We start from the raw sequence: 22,308 nt of genomic DNA on the forward strand, positions 1-22,308 counted from the left end.
ACTGCGGGTTGATGCCTTGTTCTTCCGGGAACAATTGCTATTTCGCTTCAGCTCTCAGCATCTTCGCAGCCGATACCGGTTTACCATTCACCACGAGGGTTACCATGTAAATGCCGGTTCCGAGTCCTTCGCCAATGTTGAGGCGAAGTGTGTTGATGCCTGCTGGCAATTGTCCGTAAGCACGTTTGTATATCAGTCTTCCGCTGAGATCATAAATATCTATTCTTACCTGATCGGCGGTTGACTTGTTATAGAAATCAAGACTAATGTTATCGTTGAACGGATTCGGATAAGCCTTGATATTTATTTTTCCTGTTGCAAGCGCTTCGTTCTCCAGCTTCTTCTGATCGTTGTTCACTGCCACTTCTTTTGCAGGCACTTCATTGCTGTTACCCGGCATGTCGAAGTTTGGAACTGTGCCGCCGCTTGCATCATCATAGGTTCCGATGATGAGACCTGAGTTGAAGCCCCATGCTGCGTCTGCTGTTGTGGAGAAGTCGATGTTCACTTCGCCATTTGCATCCGGCACCACATCACCGATGTACACAATCTTGGTTCTGTTTTCCCATGAGTTGAGGTACACGGTTCTTCCGTTGATGGTATAAGTGGCTGTATAATCATTACGATCCCATCCTGCATCGCCAATACTTCCGATGAATCCGAAGCGGTAACGCTTGTTCTGATTGAGTCCGCTCACCTTCACAGTTGAGACCTGAGTTTTATCGAGCCAGAAACAACTTTGCAGTACCGCATCCGGCACTATGCCCGAGTTGTTGCCTGTTACAACACCTGCTACGTTCTCACCGTTGAATGGTGTTACAATCGAGAGGGTGAGTCCGCTTGGCTGTCCGGCATAGTTTTTCAGATTGGTGAAGTCCTGCACAAATGCCGGATTCTCGCTGGCATTGTTCCACGGGAACGCTGCATCCGGTGTAGAGAAGTTGAAGTTGAAGTACACCAGCGATTGCGGTGTAATGGTCTTCATGCGATTACTGAAATCAGTAAAGGCCGATCCAACTTTTGCTCTTACACGGAACCAGTATTTGGTATTAGGATTCAATCCTGTTACCAGTCTGCTGGTAGTGTTTGCTGCCAGTGCAGTGGATGTCGGAGAACTGAACAGAGAATCTGAGGCACGTTGCAATTCAAATCCATCCACGGAATTTTCATTGTTCAATCTGTCGGACCAGGTTACAAGCACCGATGTGCGGTCTACCGGTTCTACATACAGATTAACAGGGCCCATCGGAGCAATTGCAGGTGCGTACTCTTCGATCTGAACCGCGTTCAGCACAATGTATACAGCACCTGAGGCTTTGGTGAGCGATACAGTGATCTCGCCCGATGCATTTGGTGTAAGCCCATTGAGGTTGGCTGTGAGATTGGTATTGTTCCTTGCCTGCAGAGTGTCTTTAACAGCACCGGCAGTGAAGATCTCAGTACCATCGGTTCCTTCGTTCTGGCTTCCTACGAAGATGAGATTGTATCGTTTGGTTTGATCCAGTCCGGAGAATTTGATATTGTGCGGAGCATTGCCATCGTCGATGATACCGCTGCTCAATACCACATCAGGATAAACGCCGGAGTTGTTTCCGGTTTGATGTCCCATTCTGGTTACACTACCCCATCCTTCAACCAGCTGAATGGCGATGTTGGACGGAACATTGTTTTCATCGCGCAGATTGGTTCTGTTCATTCCTGCGTTTCCATATCCAAGCATATTGGTCCATGGAGCCGGAGCTTCTGCACCTACACCTGTATTGATGTAGAACGATCTTGTATTCTTGTCGGCCACACCGATATTCACTACCTGTGTATTCACTCCACCCTTATCGTCTTCTGCTTTGATGGTGATTGTTCTGAATCCGATATTGTCTGCTGTTGGAGACACTACCAGTCTGTAGTTGTTTCCACCCATTGGCAGCAGGCTCACAAATCCGGGTTTGTTCTGTACAGTTACAGTAACTACGTCCCCTGCATTATCGGTTACTGTGAAGTCTTCATTCACTGTGGCATCTGTTTTCACGAAGATGTTATCCAGTGATGCAATCACAGGTTTGTTATTGGCTGTTGCAATATGAACTGTGTCGCTGGTTGCACCATCGCCATACTTGTTGTTGCCTACAACAAAATAGTAGTAGTTGGCATATGGCTGCGTGGTGTTGTCTGAATAGTCCACTGCATCTGCATTCTGTGCACCTGGGTTCAGCAATGTATACGGACCGGCTTTTACAGAGGCACGATATACTTTGTAAGACGTTTCGTTGTAGGCCTTGTCTTCCCATGTGAGTTTCACACCGGTGTTAGGAATATCCTGCGTTTGCAGATTGAGCGGTTTCACTGGCGTTGAACCATCATCAAATCCGGTTTCAATCACCAGCGCATTCAGGTAGCCGCCGATATTCGGATTAGGATCACCGATCATATCAATGAACACATCACCACCGGCGCTCGGTTGCACCTGATAGATAGTATCGGTTCCACTGATGTTATTGTAGAAGTTGATCTCAGCAGCTTTGCTTCCGATCTTGTAAGTGGTAACGGTAGCAGCACCAAATCCGCAATACGGACAAGTGTTGCTTGCGTAGAATACGAAGTTGTATTTGCGTGCCGGATCGAGGCCACGAACGCGAAGCTTCAGTGTATCGTCGCTGGTAGCGCCACCCCATCCGAGATAATCTTTCAGTACGTTGTTGGGGAAGATGCCACCATCGTTGGGCACCTGTGCACCGTCGCCACCATTTCTGTTATTGGCGTTGTTATTGAGACGCTGGATACCAACAGTGGTTACCTGGTTCTTGATGTTGCGGAGACCGCCTACATTAAAGAGACCGGTTTTTACATCGATATCATTCCAGAGTGCAACATATCCGGTGTAGTTGAACATATTGATCTGAACTTTATCGTTCGGATCCACTTCAGCCACATTCAGCACAAAGTCTTTCTGCGACCATGCTCCATATTCATCATCTGCAATTACAGACAATGTGTAAGTACCCGAATGATTGTAGCTCGGAGCCAGCGTAATTGAACCGCGGCCATTGCCACTGTCTACCAGCGTAGCAAATGAAGGCAGACTGGCCACGCGCCATGTGATGCCGGAGTTGCCATCTTCGTCTGTAGCAGAGATTGGAATAACTACAGGAGTGGCACCCTCATTCATATTCACATCGCTGATGTTATTGATCACCGGAACAGCGTTGTTGTTCACCAGCATGGAGAAGTAAGTGGTATCGAAACCATTGAATCCGTCGGACACTACCACTTTAATATTGTACACACCCATGTCCATGATGGATGGAGTGAACGTAAGATTTGCAATACCATTGCTCACATTGGTGATGCTTGCAAAGTATGGCGAAGGAATGATATTGAATGTAAGCGGATCACCATCCACATCGGTAGCTTTCAGCTGAACGGAGTAAGACGTACCGTAGGTCATGGAGAAATCGTCTACCGTTTCGATCACCGGAACAGAGTTCAGTGTAGCAGCGTTTGCAGTATTGCTGTAACCACTGGGTGAAACCTGGCCTTTTGCAAGTACCTTATAATAATAGGTAACATTTGCAAAGAGCGCACTATCGGTATAAGTTTTAGTAGCACCTGCACCGCCGTCTACAGTAGCCACCAGACGGAAGCTGGTAGTATTGCCGAGTGAGCGGTAGACTTCAAATCCGGTTTCGTCGGAACTGTTATCGTTCCAGGTGAGTTTTACATTGTTGGTGCCCAGCAACGTGGCTGCCAATGAAGATGGAGCAGCTGGTTGTGATGGGGCCACCAATGTTGTATCCCATGATGGTTGATAAGTAGCCAGTCGCAGTGCATTGATCTCACTTGCGGTCATCGCTGAATTAACAACGAAGACATTGTCCATCAATCCCGCAAAATAATCATTGGCTGTGCTCGCCTCACCAAATGAGTTATCATTAGCAGAACCACCAGAGTAGCCCAATCTCGATGCATTGGATGCTGCAATTGGTTTGCTGGTGAAAGTATTTGTGATCGACTGCACTTCCACACCATTCACAAATAATTTGGTGGCATTCTGAGTATAGGTAACAGCCACATGGTTCCAGGTGTTCAGCGCTGTGAATCCGGGAATCGAAGCAAATGTAAGTGTGGTAGAAGATTGCTTGCTGTTATTAGTTGCATAACTGTACTGGAAGCCGTTTCCATTGAAACGAAGTGCAAGACCGTTGTTGATGTTGCCGAAATCGAAGATCATGCGCTTGTTGAAGCTGGCGGCCGTTGGCTTTATCCACATGGCAACAGTGCGTGCATCATAGGCGCCTTCACTTGGGAATGCACCGGTTTCGCTGCTGTTTACCTGTGCGTAAGCATTGGTGCCGTTGAAAGAGAGTGCATGCGTTCCTTCTTTCACATCAGCATTGTTGAAACTGGTATTGGTGAAACCCAATGTGCGGGAGTTGCCACCGCTTGCATTGCTGCCATCGTTGTTCAGCTTCCAGTTGGCTTCGGTATAATTTGCTGTGAAAGCAGATTCACCATAAGGGCTGATAGCTCTTACCTTATAATAATATTTCGTTTCAGCGCTGAGTCCGGAATCGAGATAGCTGCTGCCTGCAAGAGTTGCAACTGGCAGATAAGGTCCGGTTACCGCTGTTGAGCGAACCAGTTCAAATCCGGTCTCGTTGTTGCTGTTATCGTTCCAGCTGAGCTGAATTCTATTGTATCCTGTTCCGGTTGCCACCAGGTTAGATGGTGCAGTCGGAGCTGTACCTCCGGTGATAGTCGGAGAACGGAAGAGCGAAGCAAGTGGAACATTCACTTCTGAAGTAGAAGGTCTCTTCCAGGTCAGCTGCACAGTTTCATTGCTTCCGGCATTGTGATAGAATGCAACCGCAATCGGGTGTACACCTACAGACAGGTATACTGTTCCTGTTTTAGAAACGGTGCTGTTGCGGCTTCCATCGTTATTGATCTTTTCAGGTGTTCCGTATGGACTGCCGATATACAAGTTAGCACCATCATTTGCAGAAAGCTTGAATGTATAATTGTCGGCAACCGTAATATTGATGTAACCTTCCCAAAGAATACCATAATCTACAGTGCGGCTTCCTTTGATGGTTGTAAAATCGAACGCAGTAGTGCCGCTGGTAGTGGAACCTGTTTTTACCGGAGTAAGTACATTGAAGTTCGGCAGTGAAATCCAGCCGGTTCCTTCGTAATATTTCCAGTTGATACCAGTAGCAGAGAAGGTAGTGGAAGTAGTTACCTGATTGCTCGGAGATGATGCATTGCCTGCAGCATCTACCGCCTTTACGTAAATGGTGTAGTTGGTATTCTCGTTGAGATTCGAAATATTGAAAGACGTCTCTTTGGTAGTGTAAGTTTTGGATCCGTTGATATAGATCTCATATTTCACTACACCTACGTTATCGGTTGAAGCATTCCATTTCAGATAAGCGTAGTTCGAAGCCATTCCCGAAACGGTGAATGAAGATGGTGCAGTTGGCGCAGTTAGATCCACTTCTGTTTTCACGCCCGTTTCATTTGAATTAGGCGCTGCGCCGAAGGCGCTTACTGCACGAACGATATAATAATAACTGGTGTTGGAAGTTAATCCCTGATCGAGATACGACAATACATCCGGACCCGTGATAGTCAGCAACCGATAAGGTCCGCCGGAAGTTGTACTTCTGTAGATCTCATAGCCGGTTTCGTTTTGTCCGGCATTGGGGTTCTCACTCCAGTCGAGTTGAATGCTGGTGAGTGACGCAGCGATACCTGTAAGATTTTTTGCTGCATCGGGTTTGGGACTTCCGCTTGCAGGAACAACTTTGAATACCGGCGAAGGCAATGATCCGCATCCGCGATCCTCTACCACTTTAGCTGTATAATTTCCAACAGGTACAGTAATAGTACGGCTGGTGCCGATCAGTTGATTGCTGCTATTGAACCAGTTGTAACCGAAGAAACCTTCAGGTTGTTTCAGCTGAACGGTAGTGCTGCCATCAGGAGCCGGCAGTATGATACTTTGCAATCCGTCTATGGCAATATTCGGAGTTTGTGTTACAGGCTTTGGAGAGATCACTGCGGGGATGGGGCTCCAATCGCTCCAGGGCCCGCTGGCACTGCGTTTGAAACGAACCCGGTAAGTACCGTAAGATTTTACGGTAATATTGTTTGCTTCAAAACTGATGATGGAAGATCCATCATAAATTGTAGGGGTATTGTTCTCGAACTTCGCAATAGTGTTGTTGTCTTTCTGCCATTCGTATGCAGCAAAGCCCGGTGTGATACCAATTTTGGAATTGATAGCAGAATCCGGACAATAAGAATTGCGTTTATAAAAGATCAGTGGATTCGCTTTGTGCAGGCTGTTCATGAAAGGCACAAAATCCGGCTCGGACCAATGTTTATCCCACACTGCGTGACCAAGATCGGGGTACATGGTCCAACGGATATCACCACCATTGTTGAGGTAATTATCTCTGGTAGACTGCGCATACCCCAGTGAAGGGTTGGTGTCTTTGCCACCACTTGCAAACCAAATGGGAATATGAATGAAATTCTGAAAATCAGTATCACCATTTGCAGCTGCCGATGGAGCCGCTTTCGCAACACGCTGGGGATATTTATTAGTGAAAGACCATGCTGCTGCACCACCATTGGACAAACCTGTAGACAATACTCTGTCGATATCGGCACGCGCGTATTTTACAAGCGAATCAATTACACTGAGTATAATTCCATAGTAAGGAGAATAAGGAGCAGTTCCCCAGTCGGACCAGCAGGTGCTGCTCTGCGCCTGCGGATACAACAGAAAACCATCGAACTGTCCGGAGTTCACCTTATCGAGAAACGAGCGGCCGCCATGCACCAGCTGACGTTCATTATTGTAGAGGCCGTTATTGCTGGGGCATCCTGGCTCTCCGGCTCCATGGAAGAATACCATCAGCGGATATTTCTTTGAAGCACTGTCGGGATTGGTATAACTCTTCGGAAATTTCAATCTGAAACACATATTCACACCACCGCCGAAATTGATATAGTATGCCTTATAGGCCGAAGCATCATACTGACCTGTTCCGGTACTCACCCCCTGCGTAGGAGTGCTCACCCATTTTTGCAACCCCTGAATATTCGTGTTGGGATTGGTAGCAGATCCGCTGGGATCTGATGAATTATAGCGAACCTGAGGGTCCGCAGGATTGAACACATTCTGCGCATGCACCACAGCAATGCATAACAATGTACCCATTGTAGAAAGAAGTAAAGCTTTCTTCATAAAAAGCAATTGATGCGTTATTGGTAAACGTTAATTGTTTTGCGAAACGCGGTTTCACAATGAGGATATGTTTTCCGAAACTTTTTCAACAAAGGATCAGGAATGGCATATTGGAGGGTGAATTTTGTGGTGGTTTTCTCGCAGAATAATGAGGTAATTACAGCGTAGGTGTTCCGATGGATATGTGGAAGAGAGGTTTTCGTAGTAAGGCCAAAAGTAATATAATTTTCTAATTGGCGAAATTAATTCAAACTGCGGTTCACTGCAATAACCGGTTCAGGGTATTTTTCAGCAATAATGAACAGGTATAGAAATTATTTATTTTTTTTGCAGAACAGTTTCATCTTTAACTATCCATCCTGTTCAGATCAATTCCATGTGAAGAGCCTCACTTAACTATGATTCTGACAATTATCAATTTTATTTTCTGGTTCAGCATCGGCCTTATTTTTTACAGTTATATCGGTTACGGCATGCTGGTTTGGGTTTTGGTGCGCATAAAAAAAATGTTCGCCAAACAACCGGTTGCCAGAGCTGAAGAAGAATATCCGATGGTAGCATTGGTAGTAGCCGCATACAATGAACAGGATTTCATTGAACAGAAAATTGCCAACTCGCTTCAGCTCGATTACCCCAAACACAGGCTGGAACTGATTTTCATCACAGACGGCAGTAACGATCTCACGCCGGAGATCATCCGCAAATATCCGGAGATCACATTGATGCACAGCCCCGAAAGAAGGGGAAAGTCCGCAGCCATGAACAGGGCTATCCGCCAGGTGAGCGCACCTTATGTGATCTTCTGCGATGCCAATACCCTGCTCAACAAAGAATGTGTAAAGATGATCGTGCGGCATTATGCAGACCCGCGCGTAGGTGGCGTGGCCGGAGAAAAAAGGATCTGGCAGAATTCCGCAGATGCAGCAGCAGCAGCGGGTGAAGGCCTTTACTGGAAATATGAATCTTACCTCAAGAAACTCGATTCCGACCTGTACACCACCGTTGGAGCAGCCGGCGAATTGTTCTCCGTGCGCAAAGATCTGTTTGAAGCAGCGCCTGAAGGCACCATCATCGAAGACTTTGTGCAATCGCTGAAACTCTGTGTTAACGGGTATGTTGTGCGATACGAACCGCAGGCATACGCAGCCGAAGCGCCTTCTGCATCCATCAAGGAAGAGATGAAAAGAAAAGTGAGGATCTGCGCAGGCGCATTTCAGGCAATGATTCTGCTGAAGCCTTTGTTCAATATTTTCAGATATCCTGTTGTTTCATTTCAGTTCATATCTCACCGTATCCTGCGCTGGACGCTGTGTCCGGTGGCTTTGATCACCACTCTCCTTAGCAATATCGCCATTGTATTTCTTGCTCCGACCACTTTCTATGTTGGGGTATTATTTCTACAATCACTGTTCTATATGCTCGGAATAACCGGTTGGATCTTTGCGAGCAGGAACATCAGATTGAAGGCAGTGTATATTCCTTTTTATTTTCTGTTCATGAATATTTCAGTGTTCATGGGCTTTAGCAGATTTGTAAAAAAGAAGCAGACAGTGTTATGGGAAAAAGCCGCCAGAAGCCAGTCCCATGCTTGATAATTATCAATCTGAAAATACCATTAAAAGGGTATAGCAGATGTAAATGAAATTGTTGAATTTTGCTGCTGGTGAGAAAAATATAATAACAGACGACGCTTGGTTTATTAATTATAGTTATTACTTTTACTCCCGAATGTGAATCCCTCCTTGTTCAACATCCTTTGAAGGGCAAGCTAAATGCCAAATTGAAAAGAGCTTAACTCACACCACGAATCCATTGAAATTCCCCACAGCTGATCGACCGATCAGTTAATCCACATACCACCTAAGAGCCATACCATTTGAGTACGGCATAACCTTGTTGATTTAGTTCCCAATACCTCATGTAAGCCGTTATTTATCGTCCAAGATGAATGCCTTTTGAAAAATTGCGATTTGTTTCACGTTTAATTTTTTCTTGAATGAAAAAACTAATACTCGCAATTGACGACAGTAAGGCGATACGTTTTTTATTGCAAACTGTACTCGGAAAAGAATACCAGGTAGTAACTGCTCCAGATGGATGTTCAGCCATGTTTTGGTTATCGAAAAGAAACCTTCCTGGCCTGATCATTACCGATGCGCAGCATTCTGATATGCAGGACTGGGAACTGGTAGAACAGTTATCATCCAGCGGAATTTACAAAGACATACCCATGATAGTTCTGTCGTCGCTCGACAAAGCGCATGTACAGGCACAGTGTGAACAATTCGGAGTATCCGCATTTTTCACAAAACCCTTTAATCCGGTTGACCTGATGGCCGAAGCGAACCGATTGCTTGACAATCCAGCGTTGTCATCTGCTGCTATAGCACATGCCAGCTAACAGAGAAAAAATCAGGTAAAACTAAACCACTCAACCTTACTTTATGGAACTGACATTTTTACCAGGGAGAAAGACGGAAGCCAGGAGGAGTTACAAACATTTTTCCTTCAGTTCCGGAATTGAACAACCATCATCCGGCACTGAACAGAAACTGGAATTTTTTTACATAGGCAAAAAGGCCTCGAACATCGATAGCCTCATCAAAACTTTTGAAAGCGGATATGCTGCTGAAAATATCAGCCATGCCCGCGCCATGATCAGAAGAATGCTGCACTCCAAAAGCGGCTTCCTCCCCGATGTGATCATCCTGGAAGTGAAACAGGATACGGATTTCCGCGATCTGCAACAATTTCTTGCAACTGATACACTGCTTGCAGGTGTACCCGTTATTGCCGAAGTGTCGGAACTTCCGAAGGAATCTTTCAAACGTGTAAAAGAATGCGCCTTCATCGATGAAATACTGATGCTGAAAGATCAGAGCAAATCTGCACTGATCCGCAAGATCGGATTCCTCAAAAAAGTGAAGCAGCAATTCCTTCACGAGAAAAGCTTCTCGCTCGAAATGAGTCTGCACGATCACAAGAGCAGACCAACCTATATCAAGCGCAGCTTCGACATTCTGGTGTCTTCTTCGCTGCTGCTCCTCAGCAGTCCGGTTTTGTTGCTGGTTATGGCAGCCATCAGAATCGAATCCAAAGGGCCTATCTTCTACATTTCAAAAAGAGCAGGCCGCGGCTACAGGATCTTCAACTTTTTCAAGTTCAGAACCATGGAAGTGGACGCAGACAAAAAAGTGGAGAGCATGAGCCATCTCAACCAATATGATGCTGTAACGGAAGGCCCTGTGTTCTTTAAAGTGGACAATGATCCGCGCATCACAAAAGTTGGCAACTTCCTTCGCAAAACAAGTCTCGACGAATTGCCACAGCTGCTGAATGTACTCAAAGGAGACATGAGCCTGGTAGGTAACAGACCCTTACCCTTATACGAAGCAGCATCGCTCACTACCGACCAATGGGCAAAACGTTTCATGGCTCCGGCAGGCATCACCGGCCTCTGGCAGATCAAGAAAAGAGGAAAGAAAGATATGTCGGTAGCTGAACGCATCACGCTCGATATCGATTATGCAGACCGTTATGGCTTCTTCTACGATCTCTGGATCATGGCCAATACGCCATCTGCGCTTATCCAAAGTTCAAATGCGTAGCATTGCTTTATAGAGTGTAGCGGGGTAAATCGCCCCGCTACTGCATTTTGCAGAAAAACAATTTTCTGCCGGTACAAACGCAAAAAGAGAGTTGATATGTTATCAGGGCAAGAGCCTTTCGTATCCATCATTACACTCAATTACAATCAAACGGCCGTTACCTGCGACTTTCTGGAATCGGCACGCAGGCTTCGTTATACCAATTACGAGATACTGGTATGCGATATGGATTCCACTATCGACCCTACAGAACAGATACTCGCAGGAAATTATCCCAATACACGTTTGCTGCTGAGAAAAGAGAATCTCGGCTTCGCCGGTGGCAATAACTGGGGCATGCGCCAGGCAGGGGGCGATTTTTTCTTCATCGTGAACAACGATACCGAAATGACGCCCGATCTCATTCAGCAACTGCTGCAGCCTTTCATGGAAGATGAAAGTATCGGCGTTACTTGTCCGCGCATCATGTACTTCGATCAGCCTAACGTTATTCAATATGCGGGATTCAATCCCATGAGCACCCTCACCGGCAGAACCAGCACCATCGGCATTCACGAAGAAGACAAAGGCCAATACAACCAAAGCCGCAGCACATCGGGTGCACATGGCTGTGCCATGATGGTGAAAAGAGAAGTGGCAGAACGCGTAGGCATGTTCCCGGAGAAATTCTTTCTCTATTACGAAGAATGGGACTGGAGTGCACGCATTCTCAAAGCAGGTTTTAAGATCTGGTACACTGCCACTGCCCTTATCTATCACAAAGAATCACTGAGCGTGGGAAAATCAAATCCCATGAAAGTGTACTACCATACCAGAAACAGAATTCTCTATATGCGCCGGAATGCAGCCCCCATGCAACTCCTGGCCTTCAGTGCATTCTTCACATTTTTCACTATTCCCAAAAGCGTTATCAGTTTTGCGGCACGCAGACAGTTCACTCACCTGAAATGTTTTCTGAAAGGCGCTTTCTGGAATCTTTATTCATCGAGTTATTCTAAAACATAGCATGTTACTCACGCTTCTTCATATCATTTTCGGGATACTGTTTGCATACCTCTGCATCAACACGCTCTACTTTTTTGCAGCTGCGCTGGCAGGCAAACTGTACCGTTCGCCGAAGTATGAACCGCATCCGGAGAAGAAACGCATTGCCGTGCTGATCCCTACTTACAAAGAGGACCATATCATCATCAATACGGTGAAGAAAGCGCTGGAGCACGATTATCCTTCGGATAAGTTCCAGGTATTTGTAGCCGCCGATCAGCTGCAGCCCGAAACCATCGCACAGCTGCTCAATTTCCGCATCAACCTGATAGAAGTGCAGTTCGAACTGAGCAGCAAGGCCAGATCTCTGAATCAGCTGCTGAATCATATCCCCGAAAAAGATTTCGATGTGGCCATCATCATCGATGCAGACAATATTATGATGCCCGGAACGCTGGAGAAGGTGAATGCCGCATTCCAGAAGGGTTTCAGAGCAGTGCAGTGCCATCGCATTGCCAAGAACAGAAATACTCCGGTGGCTGTGCTCGATGCCATGAGCGAAGAGATCAACAATCATATCTTCCGGAGAGGACAACGGGCGCTCGGTTTCAGCAGCAACACCATCGGTTCGGGAATGGCATTTGAATTCAGCAAGCTGAAATCTATTTACAACAAACCCGGTATCCTCGGCAATCCTGCCTGCGACAGAGAAGTGGATTTTGAAGTGATGAAGGCCGATATCTGCATCGAGTTCATCGACGACGCGTATGTGCTCGATGAGAAAGTGAGCAGCAAGGCCGTGTTCGAGCGGCAGCGCACCCGCTGGCTCGAATCGCAGATCATTCACCTGCGACTCTTCTTTGACAAAAATCAAGGGCCGCTGCCGAAGACCCGCGACTACTGGAATAAACTTTTCGCCAACCTCGCCCCTCCCCGTCTGCTTTTCTTACTTAGCTACGGCATTCTCTTTTTGCTTTTTCTGATAGAGCAGGTAAGCGGCGTTGCTTTCCTGTATCCATCCTATATATGGTGGGCTGCATTGACTGCTTTATACTTTTTGACATTTATCATATCCATCCCTTCCAGCTTCTATAATCTGGCAACTTTCAAAGCACTGATGCATATTCCTTTGCTGATGTGGAGCATCGTAAGAGCTTTATTTAGAATGAAAGTGAGCAGAAAAGAATTCCTTCACACACCAAAGGCATTTACGCAGGAGCAAAACAACTAAGGCTGAAATATGCATGGATAAAGCGTTTCAGCCGACGCTTCAATATTAAGAATTATCAATGTTTTTTACGGGCGGCAATAACTGGCCCTGGTTTTGCTGCATCTTTGCCGTGATTTTACACTCACGCTTCCTACTGTACCACAAGAAAGAATACGATTGACAATTGTCAAATTCACCTGTTAAAAAACCGAGGTTTTGATGTATCGTAGCGTCGTACTTTTTCGTTTTCTGATAAGGTTGCTGTGTGTGCAAAGCCGCACCCAGGCAATAATAAATCCAATAAATCCTAATTCCGAAAAATCATCTCTATGAAGAACCCTAACCGGCTGTTGCGACTGCTGATGTTTCTCAGTGTGTTTCTCTTCATATTTGATCAGAGTGGTTACGCTCAGCAGAAACAGAACTGGATCACCGCTAAGAATGGCGAAGAGATTGGCTTCTACGAATATGTTCCTGCCAATTACAAGGCCAATCCCACATTGAAATATCCCGTTATCATTTTCCTGCATGGACATGGCGAAAGAGGCGATGGCCGCAGTCAGTTATCCAACGTATTACTGGGCGGTACTCCCCCAAGACTGATTGCAGACGGCAATCCCATGACCTTCACCTGGAATGGCAAAACAGAATCTTTTATCGTTATCAGTCCCCAGCTCAATTCAAAATATGGATGGTGGCAGAACTGGTATATCGATGAACTGCTCGCATACGCAGCAAAAACTTACCGCATAGATCCTGATCGCATTTTCCTTACCGGCCTGAGCATGGGCGGTGGTGGAACCTGGCAGTATGCAGGTGCATCGGTGGAAAATGCAAAGAAGTTTGCAGCTATCGGCGTATCGTGTGGTGCCTGTACAAGTATCGACAGATGCAATCTGGCAAAAGCCAATCTGCCGGTATGGGCATTCCATGCCAAGGACGATTCGAGCCCTGCTCCCTACTCCTGTACAGCCGGCACCATCGATGCCATCAGAGCCTGCAAACCCGCTGTGGATCCGTATTTCACCACATGGGAAACGGGCGAACACTGGATCTGGGGCCGCGTGTACGATCCCGAATACAACTGGCAAAATCCCAACTTATACGAATGGTTCCTGGCGCAGAACAGAAGTCTGCCCGTGAATCAACGCCCTGTAATTGTTGCACCTGATGTAACAGTCACTTCCTCTGTAGCTACAACTGTGCTTGACGCTTCCAAATCGACCGATGCCGATGGAAAAATTTTACGCTATGTATGGAGAAAGGTTTCCGGCCCGGGTAACGGCACACTTTCCGCTCTTTACAATACCGACGGAAAAGTAACAGTGACAGATCTCGTGAACGAAGGCACTTACGTTTACGAAGTAAAAGTGATCGACGACAGAGCCGACTGGACCATCAAAAACATCACAGTAACAGTAGTGCCCGGCGCTCCCGGCAGCAAAAGGCCGGTGGCCGATGCAGGTGCAGACTTCACGGTTTTCTATCCTTCCACTTCCTCACAACTGAACGGCAAGAACTCGTACGACCCCGATGGCAATATCGTGGGCTGGACGTGGAGTCTCGTGAAAGGCCCAACAGCAGTGAGTTTCACTAATGGCAATACATCCACTCCCACCGTAAACGGATTGGGACTGGGAACCTATACTTTCAAACTCGTAGTAACTGATAATAACGGTATCTCAGATGATGACGAAGTAGTGGTTACAGTTAGTCCGGCTAACATATTGCCTGTAGCAAAAGCAGGTGCAGACATCTATCTCACGCTTCCAACCAACACTACAACACTCGATGGCAGCAGTTCCTACGATTCGGATGGAGAGCTCAAAGCTTATGAATGGAGCTATATCAGCGGCCCGGCAAAGTATAAAATAGTCTCGCCTACTTCCGTAAAATCTGCCCTCACAGATCTTGAAGAAGGAACTTATGAATTCAAACTGAGGGTATGGGATAACTGGTACAACTCCACCAACGACACAATAAAAGTATTTGTGGGAAAGGATCCCGCCCCGGTGAATCGCCCACCAGTGGCGGACGCGGGGCCAGACAGAACAATCACACTGCCCATAAAAAGTACCACACTCGACGGGAGCAAATCTGCGGACCCCGACAACAATATCACTTCTTACCAATGGATCAAAATAAGCGGCCCTGCTGCGCATGATATTGCCAACAGCACCGCAGCTTCAACCACGGTAGACAACCTGGAAGAAGGAACCTATGAATTTCAACTGACCGTTAAAGATGCAGAAGGATTATCCTCCACCGATGTAATGACCATCACGGTGAAAGTTCCGATGAATCTGCCACCTGTGGCGAATGCAGGCCCGGATCGCAATATCACATTGCCACTGAACACCACAACGCTCGATGGATCTGCCTCTTCCGATCCCGAAGGTCAGGCACTTTCTTATGAATGGAGCTGGGTAAGCGGTCCAGCCGTGTATGATATCGGAGACAAAACCGCTGTTATCACCGGCATCAATGCGCTGGTACAGGGAACCTATCAGTTCAAACTGAAGGTTACCGACAAAGGTGGACTCAGTTCCGAAGCATTGGTAAATGTGATAGTAAACCCTGTACTTCCTCCCGACAACAAACCTCCGGTAGCCAATGCTGGCGCGGATTTCACAGTGCAGCTTCCCAACAATGGCACACTCGATGGCAAAAGCAGTTCAGACATCGATGGCAGCATTGCCAAATACGAATGGACCCTCGTGAAAGGCGCGGGCACTTACACGATCGCCAATAAAAATGCGGCATCAACACAGATCAGCGCACTCGTTGCCGGCACATACGAATTCAAACTGACAGTAACAGATAATGGAGGCCTTACTTCTTCCGACAATGTAGTAGTTACTGTAAAGCCCATTCCCAACAAACCGCCTGTAGCAAATGCCGGAACCGATATCACATTGCAGCTTCCTGCGAATACAGCAAAGCTCGATGGTTCACTCAGCACTGATCCTGAGAGTAAGCCACTGACCTATGAATGGAGCTACGTAAATGGGCCAACACCGTACAGCATTGCGAATAAGAATGCAGCCGTTACCAATGTATCGGCCCTAACCGATGGAACTTACCAATTCAAACTTACAGTAACAGATGAAGGCGGACTCAGTGCCAGCGACATTGTGCAGATAACAGTAAAACCACTGCCGCCCAATAAATTACCGATAGCCAATGCAGGGGCCGACTTCACAGTATTTCTTCCGAATCCGGTGATAAAGCTGGATGGAAGGGCTTCCAATGATCCGGATGGAAGCATCGTTTCGTACAAATGGACCAGGATCAAAGGTCCCGGTACCGTTACCATTTCAGGAGATGCAACAGCACAGGCAACAGTGGCCAATGCCATTGCGGGTGTGCATGAATTTGAACTGGTTGTGAAAGACAACAGAGGCGGCATCGATAAAGACACGGTTGCCATAACAGTGAAAGAGAAACCCAATGTTGCGCCGAAAGCCAATGCAGGCAAGGATATTACGATATATGTACCTACCAGTTCTGTGAAGCTGGATGGCTCTGAATCAACGGATAGCGATGGCCGGATAACCCTTTCGCAATGGAGACAGATCGGAGGTCCGGAAGAAGAAGCCACCATTGTTGAACCTTCGGGACTCAGAACAGAAGTGAACAGATTGGGGGTAGGTATCTATCTCTTTGAATTGATGGTAGTTGACGATAAAGGAGGCATTGGAAAAGACACGGTGCAGGTTGAAGTGATAAATAATTTTAAGTCTGATGAAAACTTTGCTGTCTATCCTAATCCAACAATAAACGGGACGGTGTATCTTCGCTGCATCAGCGACACCCGTGGAGAAGGCATATTAAAAATTTATGATGTGAATGGAAGGCTGATGAAGGCTATCAGGGTGCCGCGATCACAGTCTGTAACCATTCAGACGATTTCAGTTGCAGATCTTTTACCGGGTATTTACTATCTTGACTTCATTATCGGCAATCAGAAACGAATGCATTCGAAACTGATGAAACGGTAAGTACCTGTTTCAATATTACGCCCGCCGGAAGGCGAGCGATTGGTAACGCTCCCAGTATGTGAAGGATTTACTCAAAAGTGTTACCCGTCGCTCTCCTTTTTTGCGGGCGTTTTTTATTCGAATAACTGCTACGCACAAGTCAAAATTCTACTACAACTTATATCAAAAAACTGAACTACCTTTTTAGCCTGTTCAGTTGCAAAAAATCTATGACTAACCGTGACGAGGGGCATTGCCTGAACATTGCCATCTTCTGAAACCCTTGTCCGGTCTGACTTTTACGGATCATAAAAAATCTCTTTCTTCTAACACGTTCGCTTCCTTGCATTCAGAACGTTTATCTGAAATTATTTCATGCTGTTTTATGCTACCGCGGCAAAATTGTTGAGGTTTTCATACATCTTGGTATAGTAATTGCGCATTTTGATGTCTGAAAATCTTTCCCTATCAAAGCCCGGTAAGTTCGATTAGTAGAGATCCGTTTTAGTTCCCGCCTAAGTGTTTTCAGGGGATGATGCGAGCTTTATTTGTACCGGCATCAGTTGTATTCCTTATCTGAAAAATTGTAAACAGGTCTGCTGCGATGGACGCATTGCTGTATTTGCATTGCTGCCATTGGCTATGATCATTCATGGATGATCGTAACAGGATTCTTATTTCATTACCTCGGAAAACACATTTGATTTTCTATGAGAAACTTTTTACCCGCCTTGCTGGGCATCTTCATTACGATGTCTGCAGCAGCACAACACGAACCCAAGGGTATTACAGCCAGCAATGGAGAATACATCGGGTTCTATCAATTCCTTCCTCCCGACTACAACAAAGATTCGAAAACGCATCCGCTGATCATCTTCCTGCATGGTGCAGGAGAAAAAGGTGATGGCACCACACAACTCAAAAACGCCTGCTGGAACGGTGTTCCCCGCGAAATCGATGAAGGCAGCAACATGACTTTCACCTGGAATGGCAAAACGGAATCGTTCATCGTGCTCACGCCGCAGCTCAATTCGAAATATGGCTGGTGGCAGAACTGGTACGTTGATGAACTGATCACCTACGCCACCAAAAACCTGCGCATCGATCCCAACAGAATTATTCTCACCGGCCTCAGCATGGGAGGTGGTGGCACCTGGCAATATGCCGGCGCATCACTCGACAATGCCAAACGACTCGCTGCCATCGGCATCAGTTGCGGAGCATGTACCAACACTACCTGGAGCAATATGGTAAATGCCAATCTTCCCATCTGGGCATTCCATGCCGAGAACGATGGAAGCCCCGCTCCGGCCAGTTGTACCAAGGGAGCCATCAGCTCCATCAATGCACTGAACCCAACTGTGAAGCCCTATTTCACACTCTGGCCCGATGGCGACCACTGGATCTGGGGCCGCGTGTACAATACCAAATACGAATGGCAGAATCCTAATATTTATGAGTGGTTCCTGGCACAGAACAGAAGTCTGGCGCCCAATGTGCGCCCTGTTGCCAATGCAGGCAACAATCAATCCATCACTACCGGCACAGCCGCTGTAACGCTGAATGCCGGCGGATCTTCAGACAAAGACGGCAGGCTGCTCCGCTTTATCTGGCGCAAGGTGAGCGGTCCTTCTTTCGGCACCATCAATACTCCTGTATCTGAAAACGGCATTACCACCGTTACCAACCTCACACAGGAAGGCACTTACGTGTATGAAGTGAAAGTGGTGGACGACAGAGCCGACTGGACCACTTCTCAGGTAACCATCACTGTTAGCAATGGTCCGGGTACAGAGAACAAGCCGCCTCTGGCACGTGCAGGCAATGATATCACCATCACCGCTCCTGCCAACAGCGTAACATTGAACGGATCAACTTCTTCAGACCCCGATGGCAGCATTGCTTCGTGGAGCTGGAGCAAGGTAAGCGGTGCAACAGCAGCTACCATCGCAACTCCCAACGCCAGCACCACAGTAGTGAACAATCTTACTCCCGGCAGTTATGTGTTCCGGTTAAAAGTTACTGATAACAAAGGAGCCACTGCAGAAGACGATATCACCATTACAGTGAACAAAAGCGGCGACAAGCCTACATCCTGGACGGTAAGTGCAGGAGCCGACGCCACCATTACATTGCCTGTGAACAGTGCAAAGCTCGATGGCTCGGCATCCGCCGATCCTGCTGGACCATTGCAGAAATTCGAATGGACCAAAATCAGCGGTCCTTCGCAATTCAGCATTGCCGACGCCACTGCACAAACAACCACTGCTACCAATCTTGCCGCAGGCACATATGGTTTCAAACTCACCGTATGGAACAATGCGTGGTCGCCGGAATCGGACACAGTTTTCATCACGGTGAAAAGTGGCACTCCACCTCCACCTAATCAGCCCGTGATTCCGAAAGCAGGTGCAGACATCACCATTACATTGCCCACAAGCAGCACCACTTTAGATGGATCTGCTTCCACCAACCCAACGGGCGAGGGCATCAAAGCGTACAAGTGGAGAAAGATATCGGGCCCTGCATCCTGCACATTTGCCAATGCAGAAGCAGCTGTAACAGCCATCAGCAATCTTACAGAAGGCACTTACAGTTTTGAACTGATGGTATGGAATCATAAATGGGAGCCTCGTGCAGATACCGTAAACGTTAGCGTAAAAACCGGCACCAAACCATCAGGAGATGTGGTGGTGGCGAATGCCGGTACAGATATAAATCTTATCTTACCATCCAACAGCACCACACTCAATGGTTCCGCATCTGCAGACCCTACGGGTGTGATAAAAGAATACAAGTGGAAGAAGATCGCGGGCCCTGCATCTTTCACCATTGTGAATGCAGCCGCACCGATCACGTCTTTGACAGGATTAACTGAAGGTACCTACCAGTTCGAGTTGATGGTATGGGGTCATAACTGGGTGCCTCGTGCAGACACCGTGCAGGTAACAGTGAAATCATCCACAACCGGTGGAGGCAGCAATGGAGGCGGAACCGGAGGAACAGTGGTAGTTGCCAATGCCGGTCCGGATATAGCAATTACACTTCCGGCCAGCAGCGCTTCGCTGAACGGCTCTGCGAGCCGCGACCCATTGGGCATCATCAAAGAATATAAGTGGAAGAAGATCAGCGGCCCTGCACAGTACAGCATTGCCAATCCATCGGCAGCCATTACAGCGCTCACCAACCTTACAGAGGGTGTGTACAGTTTTGAACTGATGGTATGGGGCAATAACTGGGTTCCGCGGGCAGATACTGTACTGGTAGTAGTTTCGTCGGTTGCCAAAGCCACTATGCAGACCACTGATGCAACGCTGACCGTTCAGACAACTGTCAATGATACAAAGTCCGGTGCAACGGCAGACAAACTCCGTATCTATCCCAATCCTGCCACCAGCGTTATCAATGTAGAAACGAGCAGCAGTAAAGGCGGTAATGCAGTAATGAAAATCTATGATGCTTCGGGTGGCCTTCTACGTAAGATCAGTTATTATCAGCAGCAGTTGTTGCAGGTGCAGCAACTGGCAGTGAGTAATCTGAAACCCGGAGTTTATGTGATTGAAATATCCATTGAGAATAAGCCGGCGCTTGTGAGCAGGTTTATAAAGCAATAAAGTTTTTTCCAATTATCCTTTTAAAGATCGTCAGGGTGTACCCTCTAAGGCTACACCCTATTTTTTTGCCCAAATTCAAAACAATTCCTCCCGATTTCATAACATACAGAAAATGAAGTAATTGAACTTAAATTTTATTCAAGAATACATTTTTATGTACATAATAACGTTACTTGTCACATTTTTATGTACATAATAATGTAATGAACAACAATTTTATGTACATATTAATGTTAAACTAAACATTTTTATGTACATAATAATGTACATTTACAGTAGCAAGTTATCCCGAATTCATAACAAAGCCGCCGAAAGCATACTTGTTTTTACCTTTTGATCCATGTACAGAAATGAGATAAAACGACTATTGGCCTGGAAGCAATCCAAAGGCAGGAAACCAATGATCATCAGAGGTGCCAGGCAGGTTGGAAAAACCTGGCTCATGAAAGAGTTTGGCAAAACTTACAAACAATCAGTGTACGTGAACTTTGAGAGCAACACAACCTTGCGCTCCATGTTTGAAGAGGACTTTGACATTCGCCGGATTATCACAGCCATTCAAATCGCTACCAATACTCAGATCGACCCCGCAAATACATTACTGATTTTTGACGAAATACAAGAAGCGTCTGGCGCCCTAACATCATTGAAGTATTTCCATGAAAATGCACCGGAATTCAATATCGTTTCAGCCGGCTCACTATTGGGAGTTGCTTTGAATCAGCAAACCTCATTTCCAGTTGGGAAGGTTGAATTCATGGATCTGTATCCATTAGATTTCATAGAGTTCCTTGAAGCAATCAATGAGAAACCACTTGCAGAAATCATCAAAAAGCAGGATTGGGAGCTGGTTACCGGATTCAAATCGAACTTGATTGACTTACTGCGGCAATACTATTTTATTGGAGGAATGCCGGAAGTTGTACAATCGTTTGCCAACGAAAAAGACTTCACAAAGGCAAGAACCATCCAACAACGCATTCTTTATTCTTATGAGCAGGATTTTTCAAAGCACGCTCCTGCAAGTGTAGTTCCCCGAATCAGAATGCTGTGGAACGCAGTTCCCTCACAGCTTGCAAAGGAAAACAGAAAATTCATTTACGGAGCAATCAAACAAGGAGCCAGAGCTAAAGACTATGAAATAGCGATGTCGTGGCTACTCGATTGCGGATTGATTCATAAAGTGAACAACATCAGTAAACCCGCCATTCCACTAAAAGCATATGAAGATATTTCTGCCTTTAAACTATATCTTGTTGATGTAGGATTACTTGGCGCAATGACCGATCTCGATCCTAAAACACTGCTCGAAGGAAATGCTGTATTTGAAGAGTTCAAAGGGGCCATCACAGAGCAATACGTTTTGCAGCAGCTGAAAGCGAATAACGTCAACAGCGTTTATTACTGGTCTCCGGATAACGCCAGATCAGAGATAGATTTTATCATTCAATTTGATGGGAAAATAATTCCTGTTGAAGTAAAAGCATCAGAAAATCTCAGAGCGCGCAGTCTACGGGTGTATCACGAAAAATATTCCCCTGCAATCAGCATCAGAACTTCGATGTCGGATTACAGGCAGGAAGAATGGCTTTGCAATATTCCATTGTATGCGATTGCCAATCTGCCTCAGATTTTATCAACCATGAAATAGCAGTAAAGG

9 protein-coding genes are annotated in these 22,308 nt (G+C 46.4%); 8 read left to right on the plus strand and 1 reads right to left on the minus strand.

Features of this window, described 5'->3' with window-relative positions; translation table 11 throughout:
• Positions 1 to 37: 37 nt before the first annotated feature.
• Positions 38 to 7,252 (minus strand): fibronectin type III domain-containing protein, encoded by a 7,215-nt coding sequence (locus HHL16_RS00560; RefSeq protein ID WP_169423199.1) that lies wholly within the window; start codon positions 7,250 to 7,252, stop codon positions 38 to 40.
• A gap of 398 nt (positions 7,253 to 7,650) precedes the next feature.
• Here HHL16_RS00560 and HHL16_RS00565 point away from each other — a divergent pair, with 398 nt between their 5' ends.
• The 8 genes from HHL16_RS00565 (at position 7,651) to HHL16_RS00600 (ending at position 22,299) form a co-directional block, all read left to right on the plus strand.
• A complete protein-coding gene (locus HHL16_RS00565; RefSeq protein WP_169423200.1) occupies positions 7,651 to 8,844 on the plus strand; it encodes a glycosyltransferase family 2 protein in 1,194 nt (397 codons plus the stop codon).
• A gap of 404 nt (positions 8,845 to 9,248) precedes the next feature.
• On the plus strand, positions 9,249 to 9,653 hold the full coding sequence (locus HHL16_RS00570) for a response regulator (protein WP_169423201.1): 405 nt from the start codon (positions 9,249 to 9,251) through the stop codon (positions 9,651 to 9,653).
• Between the two features lie 43 nt (positions 9,654 to 9,696).
• Complete coding sequence (locus HHL16_RS00575) at positions 9,697 to 10,860, plus strand: sugar transferase (protein WP_240965698.1); 1,164 nt, start codon at positions 9,697 to 9,699, stop codon at positions 10,858 to 10,860.
• Positions 10,861 to 10,956: 96 nt separating this feature from the next.
• On the plus strand, positions 10,957 to 11,865 hold the full coding sequence (locus tag HHL16_RS00580) for a glycosyltransferase family 2 protein (protein WP_169423202.1): 909 nt from the start codon (positions 10,957 to 10,959) through the stop codon (positions 11,863 to 11,865).
• A gap of 1 nt (position 11,866) precedes the next feature.
• Positions 11,867 to 13,075 (plus strand): glycosyltransferase family 2 protein, encoded by a 1,209-nt coding sequence (locus HHL16_RS00585; RefSeq protein ID WP_169423203.1) that lies wholly within the window; start codon positions 11,867 to 11,869, stop codon positions 13,073 to 13,075.
• 308 nt (positions 13,076 to 13,383) lie between these two features.
• Complete coding sequence (locus HHL16_RS00590) at positions 13,384 to 17,055, plus strand: PKD domain-containing protein (protein WP_169423204.1); 3,672 nt, start codon at positions 13,384 to 13,386, stop codon at positions 17,053 to 17,055.
• Positions 17,056 to 17,744: 689 nt separating this feature from the next.
• Positions 17,745 to 20,648 (plus strand): PKD domain-containing protein, encoded by a 2,904-nt coding sequence (locus HHL16_RS00595; protein WP_169423205.1) that lies wholly within the window; start codon positions 17,745 to 17,747, stop codon positions 20,646 to 20,648.
• 400 nt (positions 20,649 to 21,048) lie between these two features.
• A complete protein-coding gene (locus HHL16_RS00600) occupies positions 21,049 to 22,299 on the plus strand; it encodes a DUF4143 domain-containing protein (protein WP_206022197.1) in 1,251 nt (416 codons plus the stop codon).
• The last annotated feature ends 9 nt before the right edge of the window (positions 22,300 to 22,308 follow it).

Origin of the sequence: Pseudoflavitalea sp. G-6-1-2 (assembly GCF_012927185.1) — a bacterium.
In the GTDB taxonomy this organism is placed as follows: Bacteria; Bacteroidota; Bacteroidia; order Chitinophagales; family Chitinophagaceae; genus Pseudobacter.

What these genes read in the sequence shown, in the direction of transcription:
- HHL16_RS00595 (WP_169423205.1), top strand. Translation starts at nt 17,745, where the DNA reads ATGAGAAACTTTTTACCCGCCTTGCTGGGCATCTTCATTACGATGTCT.
- HHL16_RS00565 (WP_169423200.1), top strand. Translation starts at nt 7,651, where the DNA reads ATGATTCTGACAATTATCAATTTTATTTTCTGGTTCAGCATCGGCCTT.
- HHL16_RS00580 (WP_169423202.1), top strand. Translation starts at nt 10,957, where the DNA reads ATGTTATCAGGGCAAGAGCCTTTCGTATCCATCATTACACTCAATTAC.
- HHL16_RS00590 (WP_169423204.1), top strand. Translation starts at nt 13,384, where the DNA reads ATGAAGAACCCTAACCGGCTGTTGCGACTGCTGATGTTTCTCAGTGTG.
- HHL16_RS00570 (WP_169423201.1), top strand. Translation starts at nt 9,249, where the DNA reads ATGAAAAAACTAATACTCGCAATTGACGACAGTAAGGCGATACGTTTT.
- HHL16_RS00575 (WP_240965698.1), top strand. Translation starts at nt 9,697, where the DNA reads ATGGAACTGACATTTTTACCAGGGAGAAAGACGGAAGCCAGGAGGAGT.
- HHL16_RS00560 (WP_169423199.1), bottom strand. Translation starts at nt 7,252, where the DNA reads ATGAAGAAAGCTTTACTTCTTTCTACAATGGGTACATTGTTATGCATT.
- HHL16_RS00585 (WP_169423203.1), top strand. Translation starts at nt 11,867, where the DNA reads ATGTTACTCACGCTTCTTCATATCATTTTCGGGATACTGTTTGCATAC.
- HHL16_RS00600 (WP_206022197.1), top strand. Translation starts at nt 21,049, where the DNA reads ATGATCATCAGAGGTGCCAGGCAGGTTGGAAAAACCTGGCTCATGAAA.